The sequence below is a fragment of the Stenotrophomonas sp. TWI809 genome (genome assembly GCF_039673205.1).
Lineage (GTDB): Bacteria > Pseudomonadota > Gammaproteobacteria > Xanthomonadales > Xanthomonadaceae > Stenotrophomonas.
In genome coordinates, this window is the sequence record NZ_JBDJLE010000018.1 from 42,202 (window position 1) to 55,759 (window position 13,558).

General features: G+C 65.5%; 9 protein-coding genes. 6 read left to right on the forward strand and 3 right to left on the reverse strand.

The genetic code is table 11. The features are described 5' to 3' along the window. Positions 1-41: 41 nt before the first annotated feature. Positions 42-1,796: an autotransporter outer membrane beta-barrel domain-containing protein gene (locus ABE472_RS13675; protein WP_346466449.1), complete on the reverse strand. Its 1,755-nt coding sequence runs from the start codon at positions 1,794-1,796 to the stop codon at positions 42-44. Positions 1,797-1,803: 7 nt separating this feature from the next. Continuing rightward, positions 1,804-3,828 carry a hypothetical protein gene (locus ABE472_RS13680; protein ID WP_346466450.1) on the reverse strand — a complete coding sequence of 675 codons (2,025 nt, stop codon included), beginning with the start codon at positions 3,826-3,828 and terminating at the stop codon, positions 1,804-1,806. Positions 3,829-4,122: 294 nt separating this feature from the next. Here ABE472_RS13680 and ABE472_RS13685 point away from each other — a divergent pair, with 294 nt between their 5' ends. The 5 genes from ABE472_RS13685 (at position 4,123) to ABE472_RS13705 (ending at position 9,008) form a co-directional block, all read left to right on the forward strand. Continuing rightward, positions 4,123-5,778 carry an acetolactate synthase large subunit gene (locus ABE472_RS13685; RefSeq protein WP_346462379.1) on the forward strand — a complete coding sequence of 552 codons (1,656 nt, stop codon included), beginning with the start codon at positions 4,123-4,125 and terminating at the stop codon, positions 5,776-5,778. Between the two features lie 34 nt (positions 5,779-5,812). Continuing rightward, positions 5,813-7,195 (forward strand): aldehyde dehydrogenase family protein, encoded by a 1,383-nt coding sequence (locus tag ABE472_RS13690; protein ID WP_346466451.1) that lies wholly within the window; start codon positions 5,813-5,815, stop codon positions 7,193-7,195. A gap of 7 nt (positions 7,196-7,202) precedes the next feature. Then, positions 7,203-7,670, forward strand: coding sequence for a hypothetical protein (locus tag ABE472_RS13695; protein WP_313209785.1), 468 nt, complete (start codon positions 7,203-7,205; stop codon positions 7,668-7,670). A 155-nt stretch (positions 7,671-7,825) separates the two neighbouring features. Further along, the gene (locus tag ABE472_RS13700) at positions 7,826-8,353 is read left to right on the forward strand and encodes a DUF6622 family protein (RefSeq protein ID WP_313209782.1); all 528 of its coding nucleotides are present in this window, start codon (positions 7,826-7,828) and stop codon (positions 8,351-8,353) included. Positions 8,354-8,483: 130 nt separating this feature from the next. After that, positions 8,484-9,008 (forward strand): GNAT family N-acetyltransferase, encoded by a 525-nt coding sequence (locus ABE472_RS13705; RefSeq protein WP_313218412.1) that lies wholly within the window; start codon positions 8,484-8,486, stop codon positions 9,006-9,008. A 12-nt stretch (positions 9,009-9,020) separates the two neighbouring features. Here ABE472_RS13705 and ABE472_RS13710 read toward each other — a convergent pair whose 3' ends face one another. Continuing rightward, on the reverse strand, positions 9,021-10,109 hold the full coding sequence (locus tag ABE472_RS13710; RefSeq protein ID WP_346466452.1) for a LacI family DNA-binding transcriptional regulator: 1,089 nt from the start codon (positions 10,107-10,109) through the stop codon (positions 9,021-9,023). A 299-nt stretch (positions 10,110-10,408) separates the two neighbouring features. Between ABE472_RS13710 and ABE472_RS13715 the strand changes: the two genes are divergently transcribed. Then, positions 10,409-13,540, forward strand: a complete 3,132-nt coding sequence (locus ABE472_RS13715; RefSeq protein ID WP_313209776.1) for a TonB-dependent receptor — start codon at positions 10,409-10,411, stop codon at positions 13,538-13,540. Positions 13,541-13,558: the final 18 nt, after the last annotated feature.

The window sequence follows — 13,558 nt, forward strand, 5'->3', positions numbered from 1 at the left end:
CAGGCACTATCGGCTGTCACCATCCCCTGGAATCACAGCGTCTACCAGTTCCACCGCATGCCCAGCTTGCCGTTCCACGCGTTCTCGTCGCCATTGAAGCTCCAGCTGTAATCGAGATCGGCAAACAGGTAGCCGGTATGGGTGACCTGCCAGGTTCCGCCGATGCCCACTTCGCCCCATGAGCCGCCCATATCCACGGCGAACGGCACGTAGCCGCTGTTGGTGGCGAACGCGGCGCGGGGCGTGCCGCGGAACTCGTGCCACACGTTGGCGCGCAGCCAGGCATTGCTGCTGCGGGCCTCACCCTGCGCGGTCTCGTGCTGGCCGGTGCGATTCAATCGCGCGCCGATGCGCCCGACCAGCGAGTCACCGTCGCTGAAGTGCACCTGCGCGGTGTGATCATCGAGGTCGTCGACGTCGATCTGCTGCCAGATCACCTGCGCCTGCGGCTCCAGACGCCAACGCCCGTCCTCGCCGGAGGACCCGTCGCCCTCGTTGAGGATGAACGGCCAGCCGCCTTCCAGCGACAGCGCCAGCCCATCGGCATCGACAAAACTGTCGGACGTGCGCGGGGACTGCAGGCGCATGTCATACCAGGTGTACTGGGCCACGGCGTCGATATAGGCGCCTTTGGCGGAGAACGCTGTCCAGTAGCCGCCGACTGAGCCGGCCTTGAACCGGTCAGTGCCAGCATGGAAGCGGTAATCCAGGAGGTTGTGCCGCACCTCGCCCTTGCCTTTGCCATACGCGAGGTAGACACCGGCGTGACGGCGGCGCAGGTCATCGGCATCCACGCGCCGGTAGAGGTCGGTACCGATCTGCAATGCATCGAAACGGTAGTCGAAGTCGGGCCCGCGATCGCCATAGATGCCGCGCCGGCCACCATCATGTTCGCCGTCGTGGCCGAGATAGCGCATCCAGGCGCCATTGAATCCGCTACGTTCGGTATCCAGGTCGCCGCGCTGATGCAGCAGCTGCTCATCGCCGACCCGTTCGTGCAGGGTATCGATCAGGGTGCGGCCGTACACCTGGGCCATCGCCGGTACGGCCGCGATCAGCGACACCTCCTGGCGATAGGCCGGGGGCGGCGAGGGGCTGGGCGGTTCAGGGGGCACGGGATCCGGCGGAGCAGGATCCGGTGGCGGCGGGAGAGGAGGGGCGGGGCAGGGCGGTACCGGCGCGCCCGGGCTGGCGCAGTCGATCACCGAGCGCAGGTACCAGCTGTTCTCCACATCCGCGCCGGAGACCGTGGCCGCGCCACCGCGGAACAGGAAGTACTCGTACGGACCCGCCACCACCGGTGCCGCCAGCGCGAAGTTGTCGGGCGTGCTGGTGGCGTTGCTTGCCTGCACCACGCGGATGCCATCGGCCAGCGTCCGGTCGCCACGTCCGCCGGTGTTGTGTATCTCCAGCACGCCCGGGCCACTGCTGCTGCCATCCACCACGACCAGCTGGTCCGAGGGCGAGGCATCGTCGCCCAGCCAGGTGTTCAGCGCGAGCGTGCCATTACCGCTGTAGCGCGACACGGTCAGGGTTCTGTAGCTGGCCACTTGGACGGGATCTCCGCCAGGCACCGCGAACGCGATCCGGCTGCGATCATTGAGCAGCGTGGTGAGCGTGGAGCTGCCGGTCAGGTTCCACAGCGTGTCATGCAGCGCCACATTGGAGAGGCTGCCGGGCAGGGTGATCGCGGCGCCGGTGAGCACGCTGCCGGTCGCGGTGATGCTGGCAAGGGTCGGGGTGTCGGCGGCCGGCAACACACCCTGCGGCGCCGGTAAGGCCATCGGCAGGGGCACTGGCGGATCATCGGGCGGAAGGTCCGGGGGAAGGAGCGGGACAGCGGCGTCCCGCGGTGCCACCGCTGGCGTTGAGCGTCATCCCGGGGCGGCCTGAGTTGATGATGGTCGTTCCAGCGCTGTCGATGGTGCCGCCGGTGGCGCTCAGCCCGATGCCACCCGCGCCACCGCCGCCGATGTAGAGATTGCGCGCGGTGATGCGGGTTGCCGCGCCATCGGCACGGATACCGCCCCCGCTTCCCGAGGTGGTCAGGATACTGTCGGTGACGCTGACCTGCGCGCCAGCCTGGCCATACACGCCGTTGGCATTGAGATCGGTGGTGCGCGTGTCCAGGCGCAGCAACGCCGCCTGTGGTCCGACCCCGCCGACGGCGCCCTGGACCAGCACGGCGTTGGCGTTCATCCCGTGCGTGGTGATCACCGTGTCTGCTGCCTGCAGCCGCGAGGTCGCGGAAGCCGCCTGGGCTACCAGCACGCCGGTGCTGTTGTTGCCGTAGGTCTCGATACGGGTCGTGGTGCCCAACGCTGAGCCATCGGCCGCCACGTCCAGCCGCAGCGTGCCACCCGTGGAGGACACCTGCGCGCCGTTCGCCCCGGTGGTGCCGGTGGCCACATACGCGGCAGGATCCGTGGTGGCATTGCCGCCGGCATCCACCGGCAGGCCATAGCTGGCGGCGGCAGGATCCGTGCCGAGCTGTACGCCGGTCAGCAGGGCATTGCCTTGGCTGACCACGGTACCGCCGCTGGCGGCCTGCAGGCCAACCGCCGCGTTGCCGCCGGCAATGCCGGAGGTGTAGATCGCACTGCCGCTCAGCGTGAGCGTGCCTGATGTCAGCGCATGGCCAGCGATGGCACCGTTGAGCAGCGTTGAGAGGCGCAGCCCGTTTGCCGTAAGCGCGCTGCCACCGCCTTCGGCGCGCAGCGCATTGCCGGTCTGTCCTGCAGCGATGACGACACCCGGCGCTCCTGCCAGTGTGACCGTGCTGCCGCTCCCGGCCAGCGCGCCGTGCGCATTCTGCCCGGCCACGCGGATGTCCAGCCCATCAACCTGCACCTGGGAGGTGCCGGTGGCCGACAGCCCGTGCGCGGTGATGCCGGTGGCGTTGATGGTCAGCCCGGACAAGGTGCCTTGCGCATCAGCGAACACCAGGCCGGTCGCGCCGGTGCCGGTGGTATCGATGGAAAGCTGGGATGCCTGGAGGCGCGAACCGGTGGCAAAGCGTCCACCACTGTTGTTGTTGCCGCGGGTGAGGATGTTCACCGCATGCACGTCGAACTGCGCGCCGCTGGCGCCGAGCAACCCGTGGCTGCCATTGGTTGCACCGGCGCCGGTGCCGAGGATATGGATCGATGTGGTGCCACCCGTGGGAACGCCGGCGCTGTCCACATTCAACCGGACGGTGCCGTCAATGGCACTGATGCCGTGGGCCGCCGTTGCGGCCTTGCCCACGTAGGCATCGGGATCGGTGACGAGATTGCCGCTGGCGTCCACCGGCAGACCGTAGGTGGCGGGATTGCCGGGTTGCGTCCCCAGCAATATCCCGGTGGCAATGACATCGCCGCTGCCGGTGAAGCGGCCGCCTGCGACCTGGATGCCTTCACTGTTGGCCAGGGACGTGTAGAAACGCGTGCCGTTGGAGGTCAGCGTGGTGCCTGCCTCCAGGCGGGCAGCAGGCCCCCCGGCGCCCAGCCGGCTGACGGTGGAGCCGGCCGCCAGGAAGTTGACCGCGCCCGCGTTGGTCGAGCAGACCGTGGCCGTGTTGGCGGCACTGGTGATCAACGCCACCGCGCCGGTAGCGTTGATCACGCCGGCATTGGCGGCATAGAAGGCCGGTGCACCGACGGTGGTCGGCGCGTAGGTGCCGCTTGCGACCGTCAGGACCGTGCCGTTCGCGCGGACCTGCTGGGCGGGTACGCTTGCCGGTACCGTGATACAGCTGGCCGCGTCCACGCTCTGCGCCAATGCGCACCAGAGCGCCGACGCAGCCAGCCCGACCACGAGCAGGCTGCCGCGGATCGATTGCGGTGACACGAACGTACCCGCACACGTCACGCCGGAGGCTGCTCGGCGACCAGATCGGGAAGTCTCCACGTTTTATCCATGATGTGCTGTGTTGATCTACATGCACGACGTCGCCACGCATGGCGGGCACCGGGTGTGACTCGAGTCTGGCCACAGCGCTCCACGTGCTCAACCGCAATACGTGCGGGGTGAGGTCAGTAAAACTACCGGCACCCGGGGCGCACAGCCTCCCGCAGACATCCGACGCAGCGCTGACATCGGCCCGGGTATAGTGATCCTGACTTCACCGTAAGGATCGAAGCTATGCAGAAGGGCTCGGATCTACTGGTCAAGGCGCTGGAGAACGAAGGCGTCGACCGCATCTTTGGTGTCCCGGGCGAGGAGAATCTGGACTTCCTTGAGTCGCTCCGGACCTCGCACATCGAGCTGGTGCTCACACGCCACGAGCAGGCGGCCGCGTTCATGGCCGCCACCCACGGCCGGCTCACCGGCAGGCCAGGTGTATGCCTGGCCACGCTCGGCCCGGGCGCGCTGAATTTCTCCACCGGCGCGGCCTATGCCCACCTCGGCGCGTGGCCGATGATTCTGATCACGGGGCAGAAGCCGGTGATGAGCGCCAAGCAGGCACGGTTCCAGATCGTGGATATCGTGGCCTCGATGAAGCCGCTCACGAAAATGACGCGTCAGATCGTCAGCCCGGCCGCGATTCCGGCCACGGTGCGCGATGCCTTCCGCGTGGCCATGGAAGAGCGCCCAGGGCCGGTGCATCTGGAGCTCCCGGAGGATGTCGCCGGCGAGGAGGTGGAGGATATCCCCGTCATCCCGGTTCATCCGCTGGAGCGTCCGATCGCACCGTCTGCCGCGCTCGACCGCGCAGAAGCGGCCATCCTGGCCGCCAAACGGCCGCTGGTGATGATCGGTGCGGCGGGAAGCCGCCCGTGGCTCGCCGAGGCGCTTTCCGCGTTCGTCACGCGGACCCGCCTGCCGTTTTTCAACACGCAGATGGGCAAGGGCGCCGTCACCGGCGGTTCCAACCTGTACATGGGAACGGCCGCGCTCTCCGAGGGCGACTATGTCCACGAAGCCGTTGCCCGTGCTGATCTGATCATCGCCATTGGCCATGACACGGTCGAAAAGCCGCCCTTCCTGATGAAGAGCGGCGGCGGCCCCAAGGTCGTCCATATCAGCTTCCAGTCCGCCACGGTGGAGCAGGTGTATCACCCCGATATCGAGGTGCTGGGCGACATCGGGGCTTCGGTGGATGCCCTGGCCGGGCGGCTGGAAGGCCGCTTGGCGACTGACGAAGGCATGATCGCGCTGCGCCAGAAGATCCTGGCCCGTCTCAACGACCGTGCCGAGGAGGACCGCTTCCCGGTCACGCCGCAACGGCTGGTACATGACGTGCGCCAGTCCATGCCGGACGACGGCATCGTCTGCCTTGACAACGGTATGTACAAGATCTGGTTCGCGCGCAACTACCGCACGCATGTCGCCAACACGTTGCTGGTCGACAATGCGCTGGCCACGATGGGGGCCGGCCTGCCGTCCGCCATGATGGCCGCGATGCTGTACCCGAAGCGGCGCGTCCTGGCCGTATGCGGTGACGGCGGCTTCATGATGAACTCGCAGGAGATGGAAACCGCCGTGCGCCTCGGACTCAACCTGGTGGTGGTGATCCTCAACGACAGCGCCTACGGCATGATCCGCTGGAAACAGGCGGTGGATGGCTTCGAGGATTTCGGGATGCGCTTTGGCAATCCGGATTTCGTGAAGTATGCCGAGGCCTACGGCGCCAAGGGGAGCCGGGTGACCGCAGTAGGCGACCTGGTGCCCATGATCGAAGCCGCCTTCGCAGGCGGCGGTGTCCACGTGCTGGATGTGCCGATCGACTATGCCGAGAACACCCGCGTGCTGGTGGACGAGCTGCGCAACCGCACGCCGGACGTGGGCTGCGCGTGATCGCCCTCGCTGACCCTTCCGCAAGGAGCTCAAGATGTTGACCGTCGTACAGGCTTTTGACCGCGCCCCTATCGCTGAGATCGGACTGGATACCGCCGCCGCGCTGGAGCGCAAGCTCAGTGCCGCCGAGCGGGTTTTCAAGAACCGCGACGGCTGGCTCGCCCCGCACCAGCGTATCGCCATCCTGCGCAAGCTTGCCGCCCTGATGGATGCCAAACGCGACCACCTCGCCCTGCAGATTGCACGCGAGGGCGGCAAACCGCTCCCGGATGCGATCATCGAGACCACACGTGCGATCGATGGCGTCCACAATGCGGCCGACGAGCTGCGCAACTTTGCCGGCCGCGAAATCCCGATGGGTCTTTCCGCAGCGTCCGAAGGCCGCTGGGCATTCACGACCCGGGAGCCCATCGGCATCGTGGCGGCCATCTCGGCGTTCAATCACCCGCTCAACCTGATCGTCCATCAGGTCGCGCCGGCCATCGCCGTGGGGTGCCCGGTCATCATCAAGCCGGCCTCGGCAACGCCACTGTCCTGCCTGGAATTCGTGGCGATGGTGCATGAGGCCGGGCTGCCCGAACCGTGGTGCCAGAGTTTCCTCCCCGAAGGCAACGACCTGGCCGAGGCGCTGGCCACCGACAGGCGCATTGCCTTTCTGAGCTTCATCGGTTCGGCGAGGGTAGGGTGGTCGCTGCACGCCAAGCTGGCACACGGCGCACGTTCGGCGCTGGAGCACGGCGGGGTTGCGCCCGCCCTCGTCGACCGCAGTGCTGACCTGGCCAGGATCATCGAGCCGATCGTCAAGGGCGGCTACTACCATGCCGGCCAGGTGTGCGTGTCCACACAGCGCATCTTCGTCCACAACGACATTGCAGACGCCTTCACCCAGGCCCTCGTCGCCCGGGTTGAACGGCTGCGTACCGGCGACCCGACCCTGAAGGACACCGAGGTGGGCCCGCTGATCCAGCCGCGCGAGGCCGACCGCGTGGCCGAGTGGATTGACGAAGCGGTGAGCGGCGGTGCGCAGCTTGCCACCGGCGGCAAGCGACTTTCCGAGACCACACTGCAGCCCACCGTGCTGCTCGATCCGGCCAGCGACGCGCGGGTGACCAAGCAGGAAGTCTTCGGCCCGGTGGTGGCCGTTTATCGCTACACCGACCTCGACGAGGCGATCGCGCGCGCCAACGCCCTGCCCACCGCCTTCCAGGCCAGCGTGTTCGCGCAGGATATCGACATCGCCATGCGCGCCGCCAACCGGCTGGATGCCTCGGCCGTGATGATCAATGATCCGACTGCGTTCCGCACGGACTGGATGCCTTTCGCCGGCCGCCGCGAATCGGGCTATGGCACGGGCGGGATTCCGTACACGATGCGGGACATGTCGCAGGAGAAGATGATTCTGATGCGGCGGAGTTGAACCTCATATGGTCAGGTCGGTATCTGCAGAAAAGCAGCGTGAGTACGACGAACTGAAGCGCTTCTTTGTTCACTGGGAGACACATCTCACGCCGCAACGGGTGTTGGGGCTCGAGCACCCGCACAATCCAATCAATGTGCTTGCGGTCTACGAGCGCCAGCTGGGTGTTTCACGTGTCCTGCCAGGCCTGAAACAAGCGGTCAATGACATCCTGGAGGACTTCGGGGATTTCTCGCCACAGCAGATCGCTGCAGCAGATGCCTCTCTAGCCGGGGCTGGTGCACCGACGATGAGTCAGCTCTGGCAGCGCCGCTCTCGTCACTACAAGGCCCTCCTGCGGCGTGGCCGGCTCCGCAATGACACCGAGTACTATCTGGCCTCGTCGATTGTGTGTGATACCGCCTCGCCAGTTCCTCCCAACGAACTGGACCTTCTGGACAGGATGGTGGCCAACTATGAGTTGCAGCGGACCTGACCCTCTACACGCGCCATGGCTCGACGCCAGGGAAATGATGGTCGTACTTACTGATGCCTGACACCTGTCACTTGTGATGGGTCGGTGCAAAGCGAGAATGGAGCCATTCCCGCGCGGCGTGCATCGCCGGCACCCGCCCACATCAAGGACTCCCCGTGATCATGCTGCAGCACCTCATCTCGAACACCCCTGTGTGGGTCTGGGCGCTCCTGGTCTTCCTGGTCAGCCGCGGCATCGCTGCCATGAGACCCGGTGAAACCTCGCTCACGAAACTGGCCATCGTGCCGGCTCTCTTCACCGCCTGGGGGGCCTGGTCGCTCGGCCACCGTTTCGGCAGTTCCTGGGAGGCGTGGGGGGAATGGGTGGTCGGCATCGGTGCGGGCATGGGCCTTGGGTGGATGCTGCTGCGACGGGCAACGCTCACCGTCAACATATCCACGGGGAGGTTGTGGCGCAGTGCGGACTACAGCCTGCTGCCGCTGCTGCTGCTCACGTTTGTGGTGAAGTACGGCTTCGAGGTAGCGCTTTCCGTCTCCCCTTCGCTCAACCTCGATGTCGGCTTCCGCGCCGCCTATCTGTTGTTGTCGGGCGGGTTCACCGGCGTCTTCATCGGAAAGTACCTGCGATACCTGCGCGCCTCGCGGCTTGCCATGCCGCGCTCGGCGCTGGAAGCGGCCGGCTGAGGCCACGTGGCGTTACACGCCCCGTCTCTGCGATGCCAACATCGATCTCGCGAGAGGCTTGGTGTCTACCACCGATGGCGGCACACTGCTGCTGGTTGTGGCGTAGCGCCACCAGGCAGGAGAGGTATGCGTGACTGATGCAGCAAAACAAACACTGACGATGCGCCGCGCCAGCGTGGCCGATGCGCCCGCTGTACTGCGGTTGTTCGACGAGGTGATTGCCTGGTTCGTGGCCATCGGCAACCCACAGCAGTGGGGTAGCGAAGCGTGGTCATCGATTCCACGCCGTATCACCCAGGTGACCGACGCCTGCGCGCTGCCGGGTGCGTGGGTAGCTGAGACCGCACAGGGCGAGGTGCGTGCGTTCCTGGCGTTGGGAGACGCCATGCCTTACGTGCCGGCAGCGGTCGAGCCAGAGCTCTACGTGCGTGTGCTGATTGCTTCGCGCGATCCGCGCGTGCGCGGTATCGGCCGCCGGCTGATGGCGTTCGCCGACGAGCAGGCACGTGCCGCGGGTGTCGCTTACGTGCGCGTGGATTGCTATGCCGGGGGCAGTGGCGACCTGGTGCGTTTCTACGAATCGTGCGGTTACGAACGGTTGTCGACCTTCAACATAGACGGTTGGCCGGGTCAGGTTCTTGACCGCCGTTTGTGAAGCAGTCGTCGGCTAAAGGGCCAGCAAAGGCCTCGAAACAGACGCCCGCGTGATCAACTGGTAGGGCAGCACATGGTTCACGGTGGCGCGCGCCGAGGACGCGGGATGCCGGATCGCGCGTAGCAGGATATCGATGGCGGTGTCCGCCATCGCGGCCACCGGCTGATGGATGGTCGTCAGTTCCGGCCACACCATCGTTGCCGCGGAGGTGTCGTCGAAGCCCACCACCGAAAGATCCCCTGGCACCTCCAACCCGCGGCGATGGGCGACGGACACCACGGCCGACGCCATGTCATCGTTGCTGGCGAAGATCGCGCTGGGCGGCTGGGGCAGCGTCAACAACCGTTCGGCCGCCTCCAGCCCGGAGCGGTACGTGAAATATCCCGGCTGGACGAGCGTGTCGTCGTAGCCGATGCCGGCGTCAGCCAAGGCATCCCGGTAGCCTTGCCAGCGGTGCGCGCTGGCGGTCTGATTTGGATCGCCGGTGATGTAGCCGATGCGGGCATGCCCGTAAGCGATCAGATGCGACACCATGTCGTGGCTTGCCTGGCGGTCATCAATGCGCACGCACGACAGCCGGTCGCTGAAATGGCTGGATGCGATGGAGACGACGGGAATGCCGGCGGTCACGAAGGTGTCGACGATGTCCTGTGATTCGCACAGGGGCGGCGGAAGAATCACGCCCGCCACGCTGTTGGACAATTGCCGTGCTGCCTCGCGACGTTGCTGGCTGCCCAGTTCATCCCAGGTGGCGATCACCAGCTGTGCCGCTGCCCGGGTGGAGCCACGCAGCGCGCCCACCAGCAGTTCGCGCAGGTAGCTGGAGCTCGGATTGGTGTAGATCAACGCGATGCAGGTGTGCTGCGCCGCGGCCAGTGCGCTCGCCGCAAGGTTGGGGCGGTAATCCAGTGTGAGCACGCTGCGCATGACACGCTCCCGGTTGCCGTCACGCACCCCCGCATGGCCGTTGATGACGCGCGACACCGTCATGGCGGACACGCCGGCGTGCGCCGCGACGTCGTCGATGGTGATGGCGCTGGCTTTCCGACGCACGGCTTTCGGGCTGTTTTTCAGGACACGCGCTCCTTTGTTGCGCTGCATGATGACAAGCGCGACCCCGGATGATTAGTCTGCGGCCGTGACGTGATGGTAGCGCTACCACTTGGCCGGGGTAAGGGCCAACGGGTACCCCCCCCTTTACCACGCGGCTGTTCTGGCAAGCCTGAAAGCGAGTGTAAGTCGCAGCACGCGCACAGCGCGCTGCGATGTTCGGTGTGGAAGACGGGCATCGCCCGTACGTGCCCCCAGGAGGGGCGGTGCATCCATTCGATCGTTATGTCAGAGGGGAGAGTCATGAGCGCTTCTACGTTCCGTCGTACCCAATGCCGGGGGGCTCGTTCATGAGCCGCACGCTGGCGAAGTTCACCTCCAGGGCCATGTTTACGTTTGTCGGTGGCGTCCTGGTCATCAATCCCGCGTTTGCACAGGACGCGCCAACGCCCGCGCCCGTCGCCCAGCCGCAGGCCCAGCCCAGCCCGACACAGCTGGATACCGTGCAGGTCACCGGCATCCGCAACAGCCTCAGCCAGGCGATGGACATCAAACGTGACTCGGCCGGCGTGGTGGATGCCATCAGTGCCGAGGATATCGGCAAGTTTCCGGACACCAACCTGGCCGAATCGCTGCAACGCATCACCGGCATCTCCATCGAACGTCGTGATGGTGAAGGCGCGCAGGTCACGGCACGCGGCTTTGGCCCCCAGTTCAACATGGTCACGCTCAACGGACGGCAGATGCCGGGCGCAGATGCGTTCGGTGCCTCTGGGCAGGTCGCCATCGGCGGCGTCGACGGGGGTACCCGTGCCTTCAACTTCGCCCAGCTGGCCGCCGAATCCATCAATGGCATCGAGGTCTACAAGACCAGCCAGGCCAATGTCCCCAGCGGCGGTATCGGCGCCACCATCAACATCCTGACCGGACGCCCGTTCGATCATGACGGCACCGTCGCCAGCGCCGGTGCCAAGGTCGTCTCCGACCAGAGCCAGCCATTCGACAGCGACCTGACGCCTGAACTGTCCGGCATCTTCAGTTACAGCAATCCGGACAAGACCTTCGGCGTTGGCGTGAGTGCGAGCTACCAGAAGCGCAAGGGTGGCTCGGTGCAGGCCACCAACAACTACTGGAACATCCAGCCGTGGACCGGCACGATGCCCGGCAACCCGACCGTGGTCAATGCACCGGCGGTGGGCGCGCTGTACGGTCGTCCGAACGACCTTCGCTATGCGTTCTCCGAGTTCGAGCGTGAGCGCATCAATGGCCAGGCGGTGCTGCAGTTCGCGCCGACCGACGCGGTGACCCTGACCCTGGACTACACCTATTCGACGAACGAGATCACCGAGAATCGTGGCGAACAGGGCATGTGGTTGCAGAACAGCAACTACACCGATGTCACGTTCGACACCAGCGGTGCGGTTGCGACGCCGGTCTATATCCGTGAAATCGCGGGCACCAAGGATTTCGGGCTTGAGCAGCAGCGCAGCATGCAGAAGTACAAGCTGGGGTCCCTCGGCTTCAATGCACTGTGGAACGTCACCGACCGGTTCAAGCTGACCTTCGACGCGCACAATTCAAAGAACGAGAGCCGACCGAACGACCCGCTCACCGGCGGCGGCTCCATCTTCAGCAGCATCGCCGGCACCAACAACTGCACTACCGGGCCGCATTGCGGTGGGTCGTGGGTACAGGAGATGAACTTCAACAACGGCTTGCCCGTGGGCACCCAGGTCTGGTACCCGAGCACGGCCGATGCCATCGCCAAGACCAACGGCGTGGTCAACCCGGGCTTCGTGCCGGGCGAAATTGGTTCGCAGGTGCTGCGCATCAATTCGCAGACCCAGGTCAGCGAGATCAAGCAGGGACGCGTCGACGGTGAATGGAGCTTCGACCGGGGGCGCTTCCAGTTTGGCGTGGACTCCAGCAAGCAGACCACCCACCGGATCCAGGCCGCGGAGAATTACAACACCCTGGGCGACTGGGGCGTGGCCAACGTTGACGGGGATGTGGCCAACGGGCTGATGGACCTGCTGCAGCCGGTCAACATCGTCGGGTTGTTCAACGACTTCAATGCCAACAGCTTCACCGCCTGGCGCGGCGATGCGGGCCGCCTGGCGCAATGGGCCGCGGACAACTATGGCGCCAGTCTTGGCGTGAGCCCGCAGCGCGCCGCCGACAACCTGGTGGAAGAGAAGACCAAGTCGGCCTATTTCCAGGTCGAGCTGGACGGCGAGCTGGGCGGCCTGCGCACCAATACCCGCCTGGGCGTGCGCTATGAGACCACCGATGTGGTGTCGACGTCGGTCATCGCCATCCCGGAAGCCATCGAATGGCAGTCCAACAACGACTTCCGCGTGGTGTTGTCCGATGAGCAGCAGCCGTTCACCGAGAAGAACAGCTACAGCTACATCCTGCCCAACCTCGATTTCAGCATCGACCTCATGGACGATCTGAAGGCACGCGTCTCGTTCGGCAAGAGTATCGCGCGCGCGCCGATCGGCAACCTCTACGCAGGCCCGACCGCACAGCAACCGTTTGGCTCGGTGCTGATCGATCCGTCTTCGCGGGCCAGCGGCACCGCACAGAACCCGCAGCTGAAGCCGCTGGAGTCGGACAACCTCGACCTGGCACTGGAGTGGTACTTCGCCGATGCGAGCTACGTGTCGTTGACGTACTGGAACAAGTCCGTCAACAACTTCATCGGCAACACCATCGTGCAGGAGAACCTGTATGGGCTGAGGGATCCTACCGCCGGCCCGGATGCGCAGGCCGCGTTGGCGTTCCTCAACAGCGGCGCCTGTATCACCCAGGTCGGCGCGGCCAATGCGGCGGCCTGCTCGGCCAACGATACGGCCCTGTTCACCGCGCTGGCCTTGCTGCGCAACAATCCGGCCGGACTGGGCGCCTACAACGGTACCGACGCGCAGGTCCTGGCCACCGAAGCGGCCTACGACCTGTACGGGGAGGGCGATGATCCGCTCTACCAGTTCAGCGTCAACCGTCCCATCAACCAGAACCAGGCAAAACTGCACGGTTGGGAGCTCGGGGGTCAGTACTTCTTCGGCGATACCGGCTTTGGCGTCCTCGCCAACTACACCCTGGTGGATGGCGATGTCGGCTACAACAACGGGGGCGACCCGGGCATCGACCAGTTCTCGTTGACCGGCCTCAGTGACACCGCAAACGCCGTGCTAATGTACGAAAAATATGGTTGGTCGGTGCGTTTGGCGTGGAACTGGCGTGACCAGTACCTGATCCTCGCCAACCAGGGGACCAGTCGCAATCCGTACTACGTGGAAGCGTACGAACAGTGGGATCTCAGTGTGAACTACACCCTGGATGATCACTGGTCGTTCGGTCTTGAGGCGATCAACCTGACCGGTGAGGACGTCCGTTGGCGCTCGCGCACCTCGCAGATGATCGTGAAGCTGGCTGACCAGAGCCCGCGTTACATGCTCGGCGTTCGTTACAGGTTCTGACGTGTGGGGGTGCCGCTG